The organism is Candidatus Limnocylindrales bacterium (genome assembly GCA_035571835.1).
In the GTDB taxonomy this organism is placed as follows: Bacteria; Desulfobacterota; Binatia; order UBA1149; family CAITLU01; genus DATNBU01.
This window is the reverse complement of record DATNBU010000043.1, coordinates 54,431-74,566: the sequence shown is the minus strand read 5'-3', so window position 1 is coordinate 74,566 and position 20,136 is coordinate 54,431. Positions and strand designations below refer to the sequence as shown.

Sequence of the window (20,136 nt, the reverse complement as noted above, 5' to 3'; positions counted from 1 at the left end):
ATCCGCTCCGGCCAGCGTGATTTCTGCAAGGTTGGCCCCGATAAACTGCGCGGACGGCACATACGCATCGGTCAGGTCGGTTCCGGACAAGTCAAAAGCGCTGAAGATGCCCCCACTGAGACGTGCGGTCGGTCCGGCCAGAAGATGTTCCCGGCACTGCCACGTCGTCGGAAGTGTTGCAGGGCAACCGACCAGATCCCACGCACGCACATCGGTCAGATTCGCCGTGCCAAGCTTCGCGCCTTCGACGTTCGTTCCCGAGTCCAGAGTGGAACGGGAAAAATCCACGCCCGTCAGATTGGCGCCCGACAAGTCCGCCTCGGACCAAACCGTCCTGGATAGATTCGAATCAGTCAGATCGGCACCGGAAAGATTGGCCGCGGGGAACAGTCCGTAGCTGATGTTGTTGCCGACGAGGTATGCGTTGGGCAGCGCAGCATGGGCGGGGTACAAGTAATTCCAAGAGACATTGCTGTGCCAGTCGACGTTCGGCAGGAATCCGTAACCGGCACCCGCCGTGTTTTCGACAACCACCGAATCGCCAATCGTTGCACACGGACCGTGATCCTCTGCAGCGACGAATGCAGCATCTAGCGCATTCCGGCACGCATCGAAGTCCAGCTTGATTCCGAGATAGAGGTTGGCAAGTCGCTTGCCGAGCGCAGCCGACTGGCACTTTGCATAAACCGTGGCCGCTCTCGCTTTCGCGAGCACACATGCGATCTCATCTTCGGCAGCCGACGACGCATCGAGATCGTCGAAGACCCCCGACGCCGCATTGGCGGCAAGAAGGATTGCCGTCGCGGAGTCTCCTGTTGAAGGGCAGCTACTCGTCGTCTCGGCCTTCGTGAAGGCCGCGACGAGCTTTTCATCGCATCGGTTGAAGTCCGCGTCCTTGCCGCGCAGCACTTTTCCGTGCTCGCGAATCCGGCAGGAGAAATTCTTCGTGGTGGCACGCACCTTGGCGACGCTGCAGCCGTTGGCCAGCACGGCTTGCGACGGAGTATCGCCGGCAGCAAGCAGAACGCCAGCCGCGGCAGCGACCGAAAGAATGAGCTTGTTCACGACCCGGCCCTCCTGCTCGCCCCCACAGCGAACGCGGCGTTCTACCATGCCGCCCTTCGAGTACTCAATGCGAAATCCGGACCGGCACCGTCAGGGCTCGACGATCACCTTTGCATGGCGCTCCGGGTTCCTGAGCTCCTCGAACGCCTGCGCAACGCCGTCGAGCCCGATCCGGCCCGTAACGAGCGGCGCCACGTCGATGCGACCTTCGGCGATGTGAGAGAGCGTCGCCGCGAACTCTTCCGGCGCGTACGCGATCACGAACTGCATCGCGAGCTCCTTGTTGATGCCGAGCATCGGCTCGATGTGATCCTTCTCCATGCAGACGCCGACGACGACGATGCGCGTCTTCCGCATCGCCTTCTCGAAGATCTCGGCGATCACGCCCGGTATGCCGACGCACTCGAAGACGACGCCCGGACGCAGCTGCGGGCCGAGGCCGATGATCGTCATTGCGTCGTTCGGGTCGACTCCGTGAGGATTCGCGAGATCCTGCCAGCGCGTCCACGGCGAATCGGTCGCGGGGTCGACGACGACGTCGGCGCCCATGCGAAGCGCGAGCGCACGCCGCGCCGGTGAAAAATCCGACGCAACGATCGGCGACGCGCCCGCAAGCCTCAGCGCCGCGATGACGGCAAGCCCGATCGGTCCGCAGCCGATCACGAGCGGCACGTCGTCCGGCGCGAGCTGCGCCATCGCGACCGCGTGCACGCCGACCGCCATCGGCTCGGTCAGCGCCGCATGATGCGAAACAAGGCCGTTGGGAATGGGCAGCAGCAGCATCTCCTGGAGGAGCATGCGCTCGCCGTAACCGCCGGGGAATTCGTTCGAGTAGCCGACCGTGGCGATGCCGGATGCACCGAGCGTGACCGGCATTGCGCAGACGCGCGTTCCGGTCGGGAACGGCCGCGCCGAACCGGCGCCGTATTCCAGGACCTCGGCCGCGAACTCGTGTCCCATCACCACGTCGCGCGTGGGATCGACGCGGAACGGTGAACCGGAACGCGCCGAGCCCTCGACCATGCGGTCCATGTGCATGAGCGCGTGAAGATCCGAGCCGCAGATCCCGCACGCGAGAGTTTTCGTGAGAACAGTGCCCGGCAGCGGAACCGGATCGGGAACATCATCGAGGACGAGACGCGTCGAGCGACGGACGACGGCTTTCATCGGACACGTCTTGCACGACGTCGGCGGCACATCAATGGTCGCGCTCGCCGTCCTTACTGCTCGTTCAACCTGTTGACGCCGGCCACGCCGCTGTCCGATACTGCGCCGCGCTTTCGCGGTGCGCATTCCGCGACGCAACCGGAGGGACTCCCGATGAACATCAAACATGCTGCCGCAGTCTTCACACTGCTGACGTTGCCGCTGACTGCGTCGGCCGCCGATATCCCCGTCTCGTACCTCGTCGACGGACGCGCGCTCAAGAACGCCATCGCCGGCACCACGCTCACGTTCAGTCTCTACTCGGACTCGTCGTGCTCGACGCTGATCGACAGTCAGCTCAACCTCGTCGAAGATCTCGCGGTGCTCGGGCTCAAGCGCTTCAAGCCGTCGGGTGCGACGACGCCGCCGCCGAAGACTGCCGAGATCCGCAACACGATTACCGGCGTCACGGCGTCGGGACATTTCTATCTGAAAGTTACCGGCACCGGCGTGACGCCCGTCGGCGGAGCGTGCCAGGCGCAGGCCGCCATCGGCGAGATTCCGGCGACGTGCAACGACAACATCCAGAACCAGGGCGAGTCGGACACCGATTGCGGCGGCAGTCTCTGCACCGCGTGCGGCGAAGGCGACAGTTGTGGCGTCAATGGCGACTGCCAGTCGCAATCCTGCTCGGGCGGCGTGTGCGTCGCGAGTTGCTTCGACAACCTGCTCAACCAGGACGAAACCGACATAGACTGCGGCGGCTCGATCTGCGACGACTGTCCGCCGGGTTCGAACTGCCTGAGCAACAACGACTGCGCTGCATCGATGGGGCTCGTCTGCCTGGGCGGCGCTTGCCAGTCGCATTGTGGCGACGGGCTCGAAGACGGAGACGAAACCGATGTCGATTGCGGCGGGTTCGAGTGTGGTACCCCGTGCAACAACGGCCAGGGGTGCGACCACGGTTCGGACTGCAACAGCAACAACTGCACCGCGAACATCTGCCAGCCGTGAGGTGATGCGTCCGCGCAGTGCAGGGCTATGCTTCCTGCAGACCCCTGCACTGCGCGGCAAGATCTACGAAGCTTTCCGCCACGTACGTCCATTCGCCCTCGACCTCGACCTCGGCCGCCGAAAGATCGTCCGAGCCCGATTCCTTGATCGGCCCTCCGAATTCCTCGCGGCGGATCACGAACGCCGTCTGCATCCCGTGGCCGGCCGCATACAGAAGGTCCACCTGGTGGGCTGCGACCATGCAGACTTCCGCGGGCGCGAGGCAGAGCGCTTCGACCGACTTCAAATAGATATCCGGGTGCGGCTTGTACGCGCGCGCGACCGACGAGCCGAGGATGATGTCCCACGGCAGCGACGCATGGCGCGCGAGCGCCACCATGTCGTCGAAGTTGCCGTTGGACAGCGGTGCGATGATCGCGAGCCTTCTCAGCTCGCGCAGGCCTTCGAGCACGTCCGGCCACGGATCGAGGCGGTTCCATGCGAGCGTGAGCTTGTCGAGCTCGTCGCCGGCGAGCGGCGCCGGGAAATGCTCGGCAACGAGCGCCGCGAGATTTTCGCGGTGGATCTCTTTGAGCGGACGGAACGGCATGCCGAAGCCCGCCGCGAGAAACGTCGAGCGCGCGTACGCGTTGCGCCACTCGATCGCGAGGCGCCCGGCATCGCAGCGAACGCCCTTCTCGAGCGCAACGCGTTCGAAGGCGGCTTTGAGAGGGCCGTAGAAATCGCAGACCGTGCCGTACGTGTCGAACAGGAACGCGCGGACCGGCGTCTCGCCGCGCTTCGGCGAGCGGTTCGGCTCGGGCTTGATCGGGAACGTATCGAGGAACGAGCTCACGGAGCGGACTGTTTGCGGCGGCGGTCGAACCAGCCGTCGATCGGATGCAGCACGACCAGCACGACGAGCGTCAGACCGACTCCGAGCGTGACGATCTCCCAGGTCGCGAGCGCGCACGCGATCCCGAGCGCAGCGGTAACCCACACCGTTGCCGCCGTAGTCAGCCCATGCACATCACCGTGCTCCGGCTGACGGATCACCGCGCCGGCGCCGAGAAAACCGATTCCGGTCATCACGCCTTGAATCACGCCCTGCACGACGCGGCTGGTTGCATCCGGTTTGCCGTCCAGTACGGCGAGCCCGACGGTCGAAAGACAAACGAGCGCCGAGCCGAGAGAGACGAGCGCGAGCGTGCGCACGCCGACCTGCTTGCCGCGCCACTCGCGGTCGAAACCGATGATCATCCCGATGACAACTGCGGCAACCAGGCGCAGCGCGACGTCGCTTACGCTCACGGGATACGGCGAAGACATCGATTCCGAGGATAGCCGAGGCTCCATACCGTACGAGCGGAGGAGGGTTGCCGCCCCGAGGGCGTGACGCACCGCGACGTTGCACATCGCGCCGGTTCACGGAACTATGGCGGCTTCGCGTATAGTCCAGAGGCAGTTGAGGTGGGCGAGGAAGGTGGCCGCGGGACGTCACCGGGGAGACGACAAGAGTGGACGTATTCCAGAAATGCCATGATTACACGCGGGCCAACTCCCTCCGGGACGAGGGAGTTTACCGCTACTTCCGCCGCATCAGCTCACAGCAGGATCCCGTCGTCACCATCGACGGCAAGCCGCTCATCATGCTGGGCTCGAACAACTACCTGGGCCTGGCCAGCCACCCCGAAGTCAAAGCCGCCGCCGTCGCCGCCATCGAAAAGTTCGGCACCGGGTGTGCGGGCTCGCCGCTTCTCAACGGATCGCTCACGGTTCACGCCGAGCTCGAAGAGCGCCTCGCGCATTTCATGCAGTGCGAGGCCGCGCTGATCTTCACGACCGGTTTCCAGGTAAACCTCGGCGTTCTGTCTTCGCTGCTCGGACGCCACGACACCGTGTTCCTCGACAGCCTCGACCATGCGTGCATCATCGACGGCGCGCGGCTCGGTCTCGCCAAGCAGGTCAAGTTCCGCCACAACGACGCCGCCGATCTCGAAGAGAAGCTGCGGCTCTCGCCGGAAGATCGCGGGCGGCTGATCGTGATCGACGGCGTGTATTCGATGGAAGGCGACCTCGCGCCGCTTCCGGCGATCGTCGACGTGAAGAAGCGCTACAACGCGCGCCTGATGGTCGACGATGCCCACGGCGTCGGCGTGCTCGGCGAGCACGGGCGCGGCACCGGTGAGCATTTCGGTCTCGAGCACGAGGTCGATCTCGTGATGGGGACGTTCTCGAAGTCGCTTGCATGCGTCGGCGGGTTCGTTGCCGGCGATGCGTACGTCGTCGACTTCATCCGCCACACCGCGCGGTCGCAGATCTTTGCCGCGTCGATGCCGCCTGCCAGCGCCGCCGCCGTGCTGAAGGCGCTCGAGATCGTCGTGCGCGAGCCGGAGCGCCGCGCGCGGCTGTGGGAGAACACGCATTACATGAAGGCCGCGCTCGACGACCTCGGCTTCGATACCGGTGAGGCCGCCTCCCCGGTGATTCCGATCATGGTCGGCGAGGACTTCACTGCGTATCGCATGGTCGTCGATCTTCACGACGAGGGCGTGTTCGCCAATCCCGTCGTCTCGCCCGCCGTTGCCGAAGGGCACGCGATGATCCGCACGTCGTACATGGCCACGCACACGCGCGAGCATCTCGACCAGGCGCTCGTCGCGCTGGAGAAGGTCGGTCGCCGCCACGGCGTGCTGCCGTCACGGGCCAAACGTATCGCGTGAACGGCGAGATCAGCGCGCCGGTGGATCTGTGCACCGGCTCCGGAAGTCTCAATCCCGATGCCGTCGGCTGGAGCCGGCGGCCGCTGCACCGCTGCAATCTTTCCGGTAACCGGTTTCGCAAGAAACGCTGGAATTACTGGGCGATCCAGACCGAGCGCTTCTTTTTTGCTGCCGGAATTGCCGATCTCGACTACGCCGCCAATGCGTTCGTGTATCTGGTCGACCTGCGGCGGAAGGCCGTCATCGAGCAGAACGTGGTCGCGCCGTTCGGTCGCGGTGCCACGTTCGGCGAGACCGTCGATTCGCCCGCGCTGTTCCGCAGCAGGCGGCTGACGTTCTCGCAGGCGCGCGAGCAGGACGAGGATGCCTTCTCGATCCTGATCACGTGCGACCGGTTCGACGGCGGCGACCGGCTGTCGGCGGCCGTGCGGGTCATCTATCCGGAGGATTTCGAGACGCTCGGCGTTGCCGTGCCGATCGACCACCAGCATTTCCAGTACACGTCGAAGCACGTCGCCGTGCCGATGGCGGGGCGCGTGCGCATCGGGCGCAACGAGATTCCGTTCGAAGGCATCGATGCGTTCGCGACTTTCGATTTCGGGCGCGGCGTGTGGCCGCGGCGGACCTCGTGGAACTGGGGCGCTGCATCCGGCTACGTCGACGAGGCCAACATCGGCATCAACCTGGGCGGCAAGTGGACCGACGGCACGGGAACGACCGAGAACGCCGTGTTCGTCAACGGGCGGCTCATCAAGATCCATGAGGATCTCGAGTGGTCGTACAACGAGCTCAACTTTCTCGAGCAGTGGCGCGTGCGCGCGCCGCTCAGCGGCGACGTCGACCTGCTGTTCGAGCCGATCGTCGAGCGGCAGAAGCTGACCGACGCCGTTCTCGTGCGGTCGCGGGTGCACCAGGTCTTCGGGATCTGGTCGGGCACCGTGCGCGGCGAGACCGGCGAGACCATCGAGATCCCATACCTGTTCGGCTGGGCCGAGGAGCATCACGCGCTCTGGTAGACGTCCCCTTGCGAATCATCACTCCGGCTTCGGAAACCGGATATACGAATCGATCAGCAGCTCGACGAGCGATGCATCGAGCGGACGCTCGCCCTCGAAGAGGCCGCGCGCACGGAGGTCGGCGAGCATGCGGCCGACGACGAACTCGACCGACAGGTCGTCGGTGTGCTCGCTCCATGCACGACGTTCGGCCTCGCTCTCGAAGCAGTACGCCTTCCATGAGACCGAGAAGCGAAGCTCGTTCCAGTCGTAGCTCGTGACCTCGCGATCGCCGTTGCGAACGACCCATTTCCGGTCGCCGGCGTGCGTCAGGCGCATTCCCGGTCGCAGATCGCTCACCGGCGCCGACGTCTCGCGGACGCGGTCGACGCCGTGAAACACGCTGTCGGTGTCCATCATCAGTGCGGTATTGAAGCGCACGAGGTGCGCAACCGGCGGCGCATCGGCACCGTCGGGATAGAATGCGAACTCGCCGCCGCCGCAGTCGTGATACCACGCGACGGCCGTTGCGATCGGCATCCGGTACTCGTCGAAAAGGCCGCTGTGGTGCATCGCGACGATCAGCCACTGCGGATGGCTCCTCCGGCTGACGCCGCGGAACTCCGGAACGTCGGTGTGGACCGCGAGCTCCTGACCGGGCACCAGCAGATTCGCATATACGATCGCCGGCACGACGACCGGACGATCGAACAGTCGGCGCGCGGCTTCCATGAAACCCTCATGATGCAGATACGGCTCGATGCCGGAGGCGACGATTTCTTCACCGTAAGCATACGTCTCGCGGAAGTAGTTGGTGCGCGCGGCGAGCACCTGAACAGGCTCGCTGCGTCCGAAGCGTCCACCGGTCTGCACGAAGTTGCGCGCGGCATCGTAACGCGCCGGAAAACCGTGGCCGAGCCCTTCGAACGTCGGCTCTTCGGAGTACATCTTGTAGCTGCCGTGGCGATGGCAGAGGTCGACGAGATCGTTGGCTTCGTCGAGGCTGAGCAGCGGATCGAACGATGCGTACCAGTTGCGGTAGCGGCGGCTTTCGTCAAAGGCTGGTTGACCCACGGGGATGGCTCCTTGCAATGCTCAGGTCACGAGTGCGGCGGAGATTAGCAGCATGCGCACCGCTGCGCACCCACCCAATTCCGCCCCGGGATCCCCTTCCGCGACATCAGGCAGCGCTTCGCTTTCGCGACGAGTGCAGTGGAGCAAGTGAGAGTTTCAATCCGAAGGGCCGCAGCAATCGGTTCAACGTCGCCTGCGTCGGATTGTGGCGAGCGTGGATTGCGCGAAGTACGTTCGGGCTTGGCATGCGCACTTTGGCAGCGAATTCCTTGACGCCCATCGCCCGTATCACTTTGCCGAGCGCGGCCTGAAGCGACACGCCTTCCTCTACAGCGGCGAGCAGGAATTCGCGGGCGAACGCCGCATCCTGAAGATCGGACGCCAGTCCTTCCTCCCAATCGCGACTACGTCGGGTCATCCGAGACTTCCTCCAGATACGCCCGCCAGAACCGTTGCGCGCGACGGATATCGCGCCTCTGCGATCGCTTGCCTGCTCCGAGCAGCACGACGACGGCCTCACGCACCTTGCCGAAGTAGACACGGTAGCCGGGCCCGAACATCAATCGCGCTTCCCAAACTCCACCGCCCACTGACTTGTGGTCGCCGAAGTTGCCGGACTGGAACCGCCAGATCCGCACCTGCACGCGTGCTCTCGCTGCACGATCAAGGCCGTCCAGCCATTCGCGGAATGGGCTGCGATCATCTTCCGCGAGGTACTCGACGACCTTCACGGCAAATGAACGGACATTTCAAAATTATCGTATTTGGTACTTATGTCAACGCCGTACATGCAGGTGCAGGTGGATGAGCGGAAAGAAGTGCGGCCGTGACAAAGCATTCGCGGAAAGCGCCTCTCGCGCATCCAGGCTCAGTCGGTCGCGTCGTCGCAAGACCACGGATGGCATGATCTCTGGAAGTTAAGCCGCGTCGTCGCGCTCCGGCTTGACTGGCCGCCGCGCAGTCAGCATTTCCAAAGCCGCTCGGCGCCGCGCAGTGGCGCTGACCAGAGGAGCACGCCATGCCATCCACTCCGTCAAAGGCCATCCTCATCACCGGATGCTCGACCGGTATCGGCCGCGCAACCGCGCTGCGTCTCGCGAAAGCGGGAAAGACCGTTTACGCAACCGCGCGCCGCCTCGAATCCATCCGCGATCTCGAAGCTGCCGGATGCAAGACGCTGGCGCTCGACGTCTGCGACGAGGATTCGATGAAGAACGCGGTCACCGCCGTGGAGCAGGCGGAGGGTGCCGTGGGCGTTCTGATCAACAACGCGGGCTACGGCAGCGACGGCGCAATCGAGGAAGTGCCGATGAGCGAAGTGCGGCGCCAGTTCGAGACCAACGTCTTCGGGCTCGCGCGCATGATCCAGCTCGTGCTTCCCCGCATGCGCGGGCAGAGGTCCGGCCGCATCATCAACATCAGCTCGATGGGCGGCCGCATGACGCTGCCGGGCGGGGGCTTCTATCATGCGACCAAATATGCGGTCGAAGCACTGAGCGATGCGCTGCGGTTCGAAGTGGCCGGTTTCGGGATCGACGTGGTGCTGATCGAACCCGGAATCATCAAGACCGAGTTCGCGACTACGGCGATGGACAAGGCGAGCGCGGCGGCCGCACCCGGCTCCCCGTACGAAAACTTCAACAACAAGCTCGCGTCGAGCCTGAAAGACATCAACGACGGCAAGCTCGACATGATCGCCGTCGACGCCGACGTGGTCGCCAAGGTGATCCAGCAGGCGATCGACGCCTCGAAACCGAAGACGCGCTACCTCATCACCGCCGGAGCGCACGTGTTCGTCGGACTGCGCCGGCTGCTGAGCGATCGCGGCTTCGATGCATTCCTCCGCACGCAGTTCCCGAGCCCCGGCCGCGCGTCCTGACTTGGAACCGCTGCTGATCCTCGTCGTTCCGGCGGCCATGGGCGTGCTCGGCGCCGCGATGATCGTGCAGCCGAGGGCCGTCATTGCGCGCAACCGCGACGACGACGAAGCCGGCCGGCCGGTCACGTCGTGGGACGTTGCGAAGACGCGCATTCTCGGGCTGGTTTTTCTGGCCAGCGCCGGGTTCTTTCTTCGCGCGATACTGACCGGAGAACCGGGAGCGGAGTTCTTCCCGGTTTGAGCGAGCGGGGGGCGCTGAGTACGAGCAGCCAGACGTGAACGACTCGCTCTCGATCCTGCTGCTCGCCGCGCGCGCGGCGTGGCCGATCGTCCGCCGGGCGATCGCGTCAGGACAGCTGCTGCGACCGCAGTGCGAGCTCGTGCCGCCGGATCCCGACGTCCTCTGCGAATACGACGTCCGCATTCCGATGCCCGAAGGCTTCGAGCTCAACGCCAGCATCTTTCGTTCGCGCAAGGCATCGGCCGAAGGCAGCCGCGTGCCCGTGGTGATGTGCGCGCATCCCTACGACAACCATCTGCTGCCGGCGCTCGGCCGCACGCCGCTCGGCGGGCCGCCGCAGCAGTACCGGATGATCCCTCAGGTCGGGCGTCCACGCTTTTCGACGATCACGAGCTGGGAAGCGCCGGATCCGAACTTCTGGGTCGCCGCCGGCTATGCGGTCGTCAACCTGAATCTTCCCGGATACGGCGGAAGCGGCGGGGCTCCGGGACTGTTCTCGGTCGAGCAGGCCAAGAGCTACTACGACGCGATCGAATGGGTTGCCGCGCAGCCCTGGTCGACCGGAGCGGTCGGCCTGCTCGGCGTCAGCTTTCTTGCGATCACGCAGTATCACGTGGCCGCGTGCCGTCATTACGGCGGGCCGCCGGCGTCGCTCAAGTGCATCGCGCCGTGGGAAGGCCTTGCCGATATGTACCGCGAGCAGTCGTGCCCGGGCGGCATCGATGACGACGGCTTCGCTCCGTTCTGGTGGTTCACCGAAGTGCTTCCGGCGCTGACCGGCTCGACTGCCGACTTCGCACGGCACAACGGCGGCACGCCGTACGAGCTGTTCAACCAGCATCCGTTCTACGACAATTTCTGGCGCGAAAAGGCTGCGCCGCTCGCGGAGATCGACGTTCCGATGCTGGTGTGCGCGTCGTTCTCGGATCACGGCCTGCACACGACCGGGTCGTTTCGCGCGTTCGTCGAGGCGAGGTCCACGCACAAATGGGTCTACACGCACCGCACCGGCAAATGGGACGCCTTCTACTCGGACGAAGTCGAGCAGCTCGTAAAACAGTTCATGGACTGTTTTCTCAAAGGCGACTCGTCGAACGGGTTTCTCGAGCGCGCACCCGTGCGGCTCGAAGTGCGCTCCAGCCGCGACGTGATCCACGAAGTGCGCGACGAACGCGAGTGGCCGCTCGCACGAACCGTGTTCACGAAACTGTGGCTCGACGGCACGCGGCTTTCGAGCGTGCCGGCCGACGGCGCGTCGGTCGCGGAGCACCCGGCGCGCGGCGGCCGCTCGACGTTCACGTATCGATTCGACGAACCGACCGAGCTCACCGGTCCGATGAAGCTGCATCTGTGGGTCGAAGCGCGAGGCGCCGGCGGCGAAGCTCCGCCCGACGATATGGCGATCTTCGTCGCGATCGACAAGCTCGACGCGTCGGGCAGGTCGGTTCGGTTTCGCGGATCGGTCGGCAATGACCGCGACATGGTCACGCGCGGCTTCTGCCGAGCCTCACGCCGCGAGCTCGATGCCGAAGCGTCCACCGACTGGCAGCCGGTGCTTCGTGGTACATCGCATCTTCCGCTCGCGCCGCATGAGCGCGTTTCCGTCGACATTGCGCTCTACGCGAGCAGCACGTTTTTCGATCGAGGCGAGTCGATCGTGCTGATCGTCGCGGCCGACGAAATCATACCGTCGCCGCCGTACCGGAAGCGCGTCGACTGCAACCGCGGCGTCCATCGTCTTCATCTCGGCGGCGAATGCGACTCGCACCTGCTCGTGCCGGTGATTCCGCGCTGATCGCGGCCGGCGGGCTGCGCGCGCCGACGTCGCATCCGCCGCAGCACGTCGCAGGAATCGGTTACATGGGAAGGCGCGCCCGCTGCGTGCGCCTTCTGCGGACAGACCGGCGAAATTTCGAACGTGCGCGTGGCCATTGTCACCCGCGCCGCTTGCGCTGGCTGTGACGGTCGGCTCAACGTCCCGCCCGGGAGCCAGGAAATGGTCCCGGGGAGAAACACGTAGTGAACAAACCGATACGAAAGATCATGCTGGGAGTTGCTTCGCTGATGGTGGTAGCCGCGTCTTCGACGCCGGTGCATGCCCAGGTAGGAAAGAAGATTTCCACCGCAGCAGTAACCGTTGGTGGCGCCGTTATCGCTGCGTATCCGTCGGAGACGACTGCAGTTTCGGTCGCCGTGCCGACGGGCTACAAGAGCTCGGCCAGTTTTCTCAAAGTCACGGCCAACTACCAGGTCGCGTGTTCCGGCACCGACAAGATCTCATCGCGGGTAGTCGTCGGAGGCCAGACCATGGAGGATGGCAGCCTGCCTTACGAGTTTTCGGGCTCGACGTCGGGCTACCGCGTACTGTCGAAGTCGTATTATCTCGCCTCAGAGAAGCTGGGCGGTCCGGCCGTACCTCCAGGTTCCACGGTAGAGGTGCGGCTCAACTCGGACCTCGGCACCTCGTGCCTGCTCTACCAAGCGACGATCATCGTCGAGACGACGAAGTAGCCGCCACGCGCTGAGGCTGTTGTAAAAAAACGGCCACCGCATCCGCGGTGGCCGTTTTTTAATATCGAGGTTGAGGCGGCGCCGTTCGCGACGGGGGGAGGTCCCGTCTGCTGAGGTCACGGGGGAAAACCTCGTCCGGACTGCCGCAGAGAGGCGGCTTTCCGGACCTGGAGCACACAAACGACGCCGCCCGCTGTCCCCGCCGATCCTACCTCTCAATGGATCGGCGAGTAGATCTGAGAGCTTTTAGAAGCTCTCCAGTTATGACCGGGCGGAGCATAGCCCCGTGCGCTCCCGCAAGAAACAGTCAACGCCGGTTCCTTTCGATTTTTTTCAGCCCGGGGCGGCCCTGTCATCAGAATGACAACATGCCGTCGACCTAAGGTATGCCTGCCGTCGTACGAAAGATTGAAAGTGCAGCCCTGAGTCGGAACCCGGACTTTCCCGGGGTTCCGCGCCGGCCGTCACACGTTGCGGCCGGACGGAAGACTGTGCGGGGGCTAGCCCGCTGGCCTGGATCGCGCGGCCGAGTTAACAGCACGCCACACTACACAAGGCCCGGCCGCCCGCGGCACGGACCGGAGCATGAAGCACGGCAATGGAAATCAACGGCGTCGCCCACACCTTCATCACCTCCAGCGATTTCGCCCGGTCCCGCGAGTTCTACTCGCGGCTGCTGCCGTTCCTCGGCATGCGCCCGGTGCTCGACGCCGACGGCTTCTACTACTGCGTCGGCGGCCGGACCGCGTTCGGAATCCGGTCGTGCGAACCGATTCACAGCGGCGAACGTTTCGTCCAGGAACGGGTCGGCCTCCACCACATCTGCTTTCGCGCCCGGGAGCGCGCCGACGTCGACGAGCTGCACCGCTTCCTCGTCGAGCTCGGCGCCACCATCGTCCACTCGCCCGAAGACGGCCCGTGGGCGCCCGGCTACTACTCGATCCTGTTCGAGGATCCGGACGGGATCCGGCTCGAGATGAACCACGTGCCCGGCAAAGGACTGCTCGGCGCGGCGGCCTCTTGAAACGGAGCGTCGGGGGGCGCGGGCCGGAGGGCAAGGCTGCCCGCAGCTCCGGCCTGTTCTGGCTGCTTGCCGGCACGCTGCTGTCGGTTGGCGCGCACCTGGTCGCGACCGGCCTGGCGCGGCTCATTGGTCGCGCCATGCGCGGCACCTCCGACCTGGCCACGCAGGCCATCCTCGTCCATCGTCCGTTCGACCAGCCGTACGTGATCGTCGCGTTCGTGGTCGTCACCGGAGTTTCGCTTGCGTACCTGCTGCCGCTGATCCGGTTCTTTCTCGACGACGACGGCCTCGGAAACGCCGAGCCGTCACCGGCCGTGCAGCGGCGCGCGATCGGTGCACCGCTTGCGCTCTCGGCGATCACGATCGTGCCGTGGATCGGCGGCATCGCGACGTTCGTCGCCGTCACGATCACGAGCTTCGGACGCTGGTCCGACGACATGCTCTCCGAGCAGGTCATCACGCCGGCGCTCTCCGGGTTCGTCGCGGCCACGGCGCAGTACCTGATGCTGGAATGGGTGTTCCGCGAGCGCATCGTGCCGCTGGTCTTTCCCGAAGGCGGCCTTCGCGCCGTTCGCCGTGCGCCGTTCCTTCCTGTCACCGCGCGACTCGTCGTGCTCGCGTTCGCGCTCGGATTCATTCCTGCGTTTGCGCTGCTCGGCGTGATTGCCGCGGCCAACGATCGCGTGGTTGCCGCGGCGAAGGAGCGCGCGGATGCGGCGGCGAAGGAGCGCGCGGCTGCAGCGGCGAAGGATCGCGTTGTTGCAGCAGGCAGCGAGCGCGTCGGTGCAGCAGGCAGCGAGCGCGTCGGTGCAGCCGGCAGCGATCGCGTCGGCGCAGCTGGCGACGATCGCATGGTTGCAGCCGGTAACGATCGCGCGGTCGCCGACCTTGCAGACACCGGAATCATGGATTTGCTGCAGCGCAACGCAGGGCGGATCTTCGTGTTCTTCATCCTGACCGGCGCAGGCTACGTGTGGATGTTCGCGCGCTCGCTGACGGTGCCTCTTGGCGAGCTGACGCGCGCGCTCGCCGGGATCCGCGATGGAAACCTCGACGTGCACGTGGCCGTGCGCACCCGCGACGAGCTCGGCTCGCTTGCTGAGGGCGTCAACGAGCTTGCCCGCTCGATGCGCGAGAAGAGCCATATCCTCGCCACTTTCGGCCGGATCGTCGATCCGGCCGTGCGCGACCGGCTGCTGGCCGGCGAGGTCTCGCCGCGCGGCGAGCGGCGCGAGGTGGCGGTGCTGTTTGCCGACGTCCGAGCGTTCACGCGCATGGCCGAGAAGAGTCCGCCCGAAGAAGTCGTGGAAACTCTGAACGAGTTATTCCGCATCATGTCCGCGGGCGTAAAGCGCGCGGGCGGAACCGTCGACAAGTTCGTCGGCGACGCGATGCTCGCGGTGTTCGGGCTGTTTGACCTCGAGGCGGAGACGGAACCGGAGAGCGCGTCGGTTTGCGATCCTGCGTCTGTTTCCGTTCCGGGGCCGAATGCTGATCATGCGCCGGCTTCCAGCCGCGCAGCCGCTGCCGCCATCGAATGCGCGCTCCGCCTGCGCAGCGACCTGGATGCGTTCGCCGCGACGCGCGTGCAGGCCGGAGGCGAACCCGTGCGCGTGTTGATCGCCGTTCATGCCGGCCCGGTCGTTGCCGCCACGCTCGGCGCGGAGGACCGCTTCGACTACACGGTCGTCGGGGACGCCGTCAACGTAACGTCGCGGCTTCTCGATGTCGCTAAGGAGCGCTCGCGCGCCGTCGTGATCTCGGCCGACGCCGTGCACCGTGCTGAACAGGCGGGTGCGAAGATCGCCGTCGACTGGTGCGGAAGCGTGGAGCTGCGCGGCCGCACGGCCGCGATCGAAGTGTGCACGGTTGCTGGGGCGTGATCAGCCGACCGCACGTCAGCGCGGCCGACGCGGCGGTGTCCGTGATGCACGAACATTCCGCGGGGAATGTGTCGCAGGTTTCGTCTGATGCATCAGCGCTCTGAGTGAGCGGTGTCTTGCGCCGGGGTAGGCGACGGCGACGGGTCCGAGGGTTTGTCGGATAGTACGCGCGCGGCGTCGGGTGACGTCAGCGGGACGGCAAGGTCGAGGGTGTCTTGTCGACCTCGCGCACTGATCTGGTCGCGTCCTCCCGGGCGCAGATCACGGCCGCGCTATGCTACTTTTGTTATGGAAGCGTCGTCGCGGTGTCGATTTCGCTTGACGCGATATTTCGCCGCTTGACGTCGCGTATGGCGAATCGAAACGGAGCGCTCTGCTTTTTTCGCGGCTTCGCGCGTTGCGCCGCTCAGACGTTGCGGCTTGTCGCGACAGGCGCATGTCTCTGCGCGGTCGAGTCCTTACCGAGAACGACGCCTGAAAAACCCGTGTTACAAGGATCGTCATGACGACATCCTTCGACAGCATTGCAAAGCTCTCCGAAAAGGAACTGCTCGATCACTTCGAGTGCCTCGTCGCCCGCGATCGTCGTACGACTGCGGCGCTTCTCGTCGCGATCGCCGAAATCGATGAGCGCAAGCTCTGGGCCAGACATGCCTGCTCCTCCATGTTCAGCTTCTGCATGGAGCGATTCCACATGTCGGAGCAGGTGACTGCCAAGCGGCTTTGGGCTGCGCGCACGGCGCGTCGCTTTCCGGTCGTCCTCGACCTTGTCGCACGCGGCGAGCTGCATCTGAGCGCGATCCATCTGCTGGCGAGGCATCTGACCACCGAGAACCACCTGCGAGTGCTCGAGCGCGCCAGGCACAAGAGCTCGCGCGAGGTCGAGCGGCTGGTTGCCGAGCTGGCGCCGCGAGCGGATGTGGCGTCGCGTGTTCGGGCGATGCCGCGGCGTCGCGGTGCGGACGCGGCGAGCGATGGGACGGGGGTGGCAGCGCCAACGTTGGCCGGCGGGGATTCGCCGGATCACGAGGAGGCCGGCGGTGCGGACGATCGGCGCACTTCGACAGACCGCGAACCCGCCGGCTGCTCAAGTAATGAGCCGGAATCCGAGGTCGTCGGCGCTGCGATCGCTCCCCGGTCAGCGCAGCCGGCAACAGTTGCGAAGCCGATCGTTCCGCTCAGCCCGCGTCGTTACAAGATCGAGATCACCGTCGACGAAGACACGCATGACAAGCTTCGGTCGCTGCAGGATCTGCTGGGCCGCTCGTCGACCGGTCGCGACGCGGCCGCGATCATCAGTCGTGCGATCGACGTGCTGCTCGTCCGGACGCTCGCGCGCAAGGCAGGCTCGACCGATCGACCGAGGTCGACGACGCCGACGAAAGAAATATGCGCCGATCGACCGAGGTCGACCACGTCAACGAACGCGGAATGCACCGGTCGACCCGGCACAACGCCCGCGGCCGCTACTGCCGCTTCGCAGCGAGCACAGCGATCCCGGACGATCCCCGCGGCCGTGCGGCGCGAAGTATGGCGACGGGACTCGGGTCGCTGCTGCTACGTAGACGGACGAGGGCGTCGCTGCCGCGAGACGAGCAACATCGAGTTCCACCACAGAGCCCCCTTCGCGATGGGCGGACCTCCTACGCCCGAGAACATCGAGCTGCGCTGCGCAGCACACAACCAGTATCAGGCGGACCTCGACTTTGGCCGCGCCTTCATGGATGCGAAGCGCGGCAATCTCGCCGATGCACGAACATTCCGCGCGGAATGTCGCGGCAATCTCTCGGATACACGAAGCGCGGAATGTCGCGGCAATCTCTCGGATGCGCGAACATTCCGCGGGGAATGTCGGGGGACGGCGGCCGCTCCGTGAAGACGTCGCCGGTGTTCGTGCAGGCGGTCTTGGTCGGGGCCCGGAAATCAGGCTGATTGCGCGCGGCTCAGGACCTCGAAGCACCAACCCGCGAAGAGCCAAAAAACCATCCCCGCCCCCAACGGCAAAGCAGAAATGAAACGACCCGTCTCGCTGTCCGCCGCAGTGCTTTGCTTCCGCTTTCGCCTTCCTTCAATTGTCGCTGCGTGAAGACCTGCTGCCTCGAGGATTTCGAAGACATTGCGCGCGAGCATCTGCCGGCCGCGGCGTACGATTATTTTGCCGGCGGCTCGTGCGACGAAGTCACGCTTCGCGACAATCGCGACGCGTTCGGACGCGTGCGCCTTCTCGGCCGCGTGCTGCGCGACGTTTCGGGCCGCACGCTTTCGACGACCGTGCTCGGTTGTCCCGTCTCGATGCCGGTGATGATCGCACCGGTCGCGATGCAGCGGCTCGCGCACGACGACGGCGAGCTCGCCACCGCGCGCGCCGCCGCCGAATCCGGAACGCTCATGATCATGAGCACGCTCGCGACCGCTTCGATCGAGGAAATCTCGGCGGCAGCGGACGGCCCGCGCTGGTTCCAGCTGTACATCTACAAGGATCGCGGGCTGACGGCCGAGCTCGTGCGGCGGGCCGAAGCGTCCGGCGCGAAAGCGATCGTGCTGACGGTGGACGGCCAGGTCTGGGGCCGGCGCTATCGCGACGTGCGCAGCGGGTTTTCGCTGCCTCCGGGCATGAAGCTCGCGAACTTTTCCGCGGTCGGGCTCGACCGGTTTCCCGACGCGCCCGAATCCGGCCTGGCGGCGTACGTGACATCCCTGCTCGATCCGTCGCTCGACTGGAACGACGTTGCCGAGCTGGCCGCGATGACGTCTCTTCCGATCGTGCTCAAGGGCATCCTGCACGCCGATGATGCGCGTCTGGCCGTGGCGCACGGCGCGGCCGGCGTGTTCGTGTCGAATCACGGCGGTCGCCAGCTCGACGGTGCGCCGGCCACGATGGACGTGCTCGAGAGCGTCGTCGACGCGGTCGACGGGCGCGCGGAGGTCTATCTCGACGGCGGCGTGCGGCGCGGGACCGACGTGATCAAGGCGATCGCGCTCGGCGCGCGTGCCGTTGCCGTCGGGCGTCCCGTCGTCTGGGCGCTCGCCGCCGGTGGACATCGCGGCGTCAAACGGATGCTCGCGATGCTGCGCGACGAGTGCGACATCGCGATGGCACTGTGCGGCGCAGCGAATCCGGATGCGCTCGAGCGGAGCCTCGTCGTCTGACAGAACGGAGGTACGGACCTTGCGCGAGAATGCGGACCAGAAATCGTCATCCGATGCGAGTCGCTTCGATCCGCTGCGATCGGATCGCCCGCTGATCGTCTACGTCGACCTCAAGAGCCCGTACGCTTACCTCGCAAAGGATCCGACTCGCGCGCTTGCCCGCAGGCTCGGCATTGCCGTGGACTGGAGACCGCTCTCGCTCGACATTCCATCATTCGCGGGATCGGCGCGGCTCGACTCGGGCGACAACGTCGCCGAGAGCCAGCGCAGCGCCGCGCAGTGGACGTGGGTCAAGTACGCCTACGGCGACGCGCGCCGCTATGCGAAAATGCGCGGCCTCACGCTGCGCGGCACGGTAAAGATCTGGGACACCACGCTTGCAGGCATCGCCATGCAATGGGCTAAGGCGCACGGCGACGACATCCTCGCGCGCTTTCTCGACCGCACGTTCGAGAGCTTCTGGAAGCGCGAGCTCGATGCCGAGTCGCTCGAGGTGATCGAGCGCGTCCTCGGCGAATCGGGGGCCGACGTCGCAGGATTTGCCGCGCACGCCGACGCGGCGCGCCCCGCGTATCTCGCCGAGCAGCATGCGATCTTCGACGCAGGAATATTCGGAGTGCCGGGCTACGTGGTCGAAGGCGAATACTACTGGGGCCGGGAGCATCTTCCGCGCATCGGCTGGATCCTCGAGGGCCGCCGGGGGCCCGCGCCCGACATCGTCTATCCGCGCGAAACGAGCGCTGCGTAATGACGTCACCGGTGCGCGTCGCGATCGATTTCAACTGCGCAGCTTCTTATCTCGCGGTCGCTCCGACGCGTGCGCTCGAGTCGCGGCTCGGCGCCATGTTCGAATGGCTTCCGTTTCCTGCAGTCGCGAGCACGCGGCCACGCATGACGGTGTCGAACGACGATCGCAGCGCACGCCACCTGCGCATGCGCGCAGAGTATGTCGCGAGCGAGCTGCGCCGCTATGCCGCGTCGCGAGGCCTCGCAATCGATGATGCCCACCGCAGCACCGACGCGACCGCGGCGTCGCTCGGCCTGCTGTGGCTGCGCCGCCGCTCTCGTGAACGCGCCGGCGAATATGTCGAGCGCGTGTTCGACCGCATCTGGCGCGAGAACGCCGAGGCCGACGTCGATTTCGTCGAAAAGTGCCTCGGTCCCGATGCCGACGGGTTTCGCGCGTACGTGACCGGTGACGGACCGCGTGAGCTCGACGCGAGCCGCGAGCAGCTTTCGTCCGAAGGCGTCTGGAACGTGCCGGCGTATCTCGCCGGCGGCGAGCTTTTCATCGGCCGCCAGCACCTGCCGATGGTGGAATGGCTCGCGACGACGCAGCCGCGATCGCTCGAATCGACGAAGTAAGGCGCGTTACGGAAGACCGCCCGAGCCGGCGGATTCGCGCGGTACCGCAATGCAGTACCGCGCGAAGTCCGCTCTTTACGCCTTCAT

The 20,136-nt window shown here is 65.6% G+C and carries 20 protein-coding genes; 13 read left to right on the top strand and 7 right to left on the bottom strand.

Features of this window, described 5'->3' with window-relative positions; all coding sequences use genetic code 11:
* Both VN634_20700 and VN634_20695 read right to left on the bottom strand, forming a co-directional pair.
* Positions 1–990 (bottom strand): pentapeptide repeat-containing protein (locus tag VN634_20700; protein HXC53317.1); only part of this gene is annotated, 990 nt, incomplete at its 3' end.
* 165 nt (positions 991–1,155) lie between these two features.
* The gene (locus tag VN634_20695; protein HXC53316.1) at positions 1,156–2,232 is read right to left on the bottom strand and encodes a zinc-binding dehydrogenase; all 1,077 of its coding nucleotides are present in this window, start codon (positions 2,230–2,232) and stop codon (positions 1,156–1,158) included.
* Between the two features lie 153 nt (positions 2,233–2,385).
* On the opposite strand from VN634_20695, the gene VN634_20690 reads away from it, so the two are divergent.
* Positions 2,386–3,225 (top strand): hypothetical protein, encoded by an 840-nt coding sequence (locus tag VN634_20690; protein ID HXC53315.1) that lies wholly within the window; start codon positions 2,386–2,388, stop codon positions 3,223–3,225.
* A 25-nt stretch (positions 3,226–3,250) separates the two neighbouring features.
* Here VN634_20690 and VN634_20685 read toward each other — a convergent pair whose 3' ends face one another.
* Positions 3,251–4,060: a haloacid dehalogenase type II gene (locus tag VN634_20685; GenBank protein HXC53314.1), complete on the bottom strand. Its 810-nt coding sequence runs from the start codon at positions 4,058–4,060 to the stop codon at positions 3,251–3,253.
* A complete protein-coding gene (locus tag VN634_20680) occupies positions 4,057–4,533 on the bottom strand; it encodes an MgtC/SapB family protein (protein ID HXC53313.1) in 477 nt (158 codons plus the stop codon). Before VN634_20680 ends, VN634_20685 begins: the two co-directional genes overlap by 4 nt.
* Before the next feature lie 188 nt (positions 4,534–4,721).
* Here VN634_20680 and VN634_20675 point away from each other — a divergent pair, with 188 nt between their 5' ends.
* Positions 4,722–5,927 carry a pyridoxal phosphate-dependent aminotransferase family protein gene (locus VN634_20675; protein HXC53312.1) on the top strand — a complete coding sequence of 402 codons (1,206 nt, stop codon included), beginning with the start codon at positions 4,722–4,724 and terminating at the stop codon, positions 5,925–5,927.
* Positions 5,924–6,943 carry a DUF2804 domain-containing protein gene (locus VN634_20670; GenBank protein HXC53311.1) on the top strand — a complete coding sequence of 340 codons (1,020 nt, stop codon included), beginning with the start codon at positions 5,924–5,926 and terminating at the stop codon, positions 6,941–6,943. Before VN634_20675 ends, VN634_20670 begins: the two co-directional genes overlap by 4 nt.
* 18 nt (positions 6,944–6,961) lie before the next feature.
* Here the strand turns inward: VN634_20670 and VN634_20665 are convergent, their stop codons facing one another.
* The 3 genes from VN634_20665 to VN634_20655 form a co-directional block, all read right to left on the bottom strand.
* Positions 6,962–7,996: a hypothetical protein gene (locus VN634_20665; protein HXC53310.1), complete on the bottom strand. Its 1,035-nt coding sequence runs from the start codon at positions 7,994–7,996 to the stop codon at positions 6,962–6,964.
* A gap of 106 nt (positions 7,997–8,102) precedes the next feature.
* Complete coding sequence (locus VN634_20660) at positions 8,103–8,414, bottom strand: hypothetical protein (GenBank protein ID HXC53309.1); 312 nt, start codon at positions 8,412–8,414, stop codon at positions 8,103–8,105.
* The gene (locus tag VN634_20655; protein HXC53308.1) at positions 8,401–8,727 is read right to left on the bottom strand and encodes a type II toxin-antitoxin system RelE/ParE family toxin; all 327 of its coding nucleotides are present in this window, start codon (positions 8,725–8,727) and stop codon (positions 8,401–8,403) included. The genes VN634_20660 and VN634_20655 overlap by 14 nt, the downstream gene beginning before the upstream one ends.
* 287 nt (positions 8,728–9,014) lie before the next feature.
* Between VN634_20655 and VN634_20650 the strand changes: the two genes are divergently transcribed.
* The 10 genes from VN634_20650 to VN634_20605 all read left to right on the top strand — a co-directional run bounded on the left by VN634_20650 (position 9,015) and on the right by VN634_20605 (position 20,049).
* On the top strand, positions 9,015–9,875 hold the full coding sequence (locus tag VN634_20650) for an oxidoreductase (GenBank protein HXC53307.1): 861 nt from the start codon (positions 9,015–9,017) through the stop codon (positions 9,873–9,875).
* Between the two features lies 1 nt (position 9,876).
* Positions 9,877–10,116 (top strand): hypothetical protein, encoded by a 240-nt coding sequence (locus VN634_20645; GenBank protein ID HXC53306.1) that lies wholly within the window; start codon positions 9,877–9,879, stop codon positions 10,114–10,116.
* A 34-nt stretch (positions 10,117–10,150) separates the two neighbouring features.
* On the top strand, positions 10,151–11,911 hold the full coding sequence (locus tag VN634_20640; protein ID HXC53305.1) for a CocE/NonD family hydrolase: 1,761 nt from the start codon (positions 10,151–10,153) through the stop codon (positions 11,909–11,911).
* Positions 11,912–12,135: 224 nt separating this feature from the next.
* Entirely contained in the window at positions 12,136–12,627 is a 492-nt protein-coding gene (locus VN634_20635; protein ID HXC53304.1) for a hypothetical protein, read from the top strand.
* A 598-nt stretch (positions 12,628–13,225) separates the two neighbouring features.
* A complete protein-coding gene (locus VN634_20630) occupies positions 13,226–13,651 on the top strand; it encodes a VOC family protein (GenBank protein HXC53303.1) in 426 nt (141 codons plus the stop codon).
* Positions 13,648–15,534 (top strand): adenylate/guanylate cyclase domain-containing protein, encoded by a 1,887-nt coding sequence (locus VN634_20625; protein ID HXC53302.1) that lies wholly within the window; start codon positions 13,648–13,650, stop codon positions 15,532–15,534. Before VN634_20630 ends, VN634_20625 begins: the two co-directional genes overlap by 4 nt.
* Before the next feature lie 502 nt (positions 15,535–16,036).
* Positions 16,037–17,410: a hypothetical protein gene (locus VN634_20620; protein ID HXC53301.1), complete on the top strand. Its 1,374-nt coding sequence runs from the start codon at positions 16,037–16,039 to the stop codon at positions 17,408–17,410.
* 206 nt (positions 17,411–17,616) lie between these two features.
* On the top strand, positions 17,617–18,684 hold the full coding sequence (locus VN634_20615; protein ID HXC53300.1) for an alpha-hydroxy acid oxidase: 1,068 nt from the start codon (positions 17,617–17,619) through the stop codon (positions 18,682–18,684).
* A gap of 19 nt (positions 18,685–18,703) precedes the next feature.
* Positions 18,704–19,432, top strand: a complete 729-nt coding sequence (locus tag VN634_20610) for a DsbA family protein (GenBank protein ID HXC53299.1) — start codon at positions 18,704–18,706, stop codon at positions 19,430–19,432.
* The gene (locus VN634_20605; protein HXC53298.1) at positions 19,432–20,049 is read left to right on the top strand and encodes a DsbA family protein; all 618 of its coding nucleotides are present in this window, start codon (positions 19,432–19,434) and stop codon (positions 20,047–20,049) included. Before VN634_20610 ends, VN634_20605 begins: the two co-directional genes overlap by 1 nt.
* The last annotated feature ends 87 nt before the right edge of the window (positions 20,050–20,136 follow it).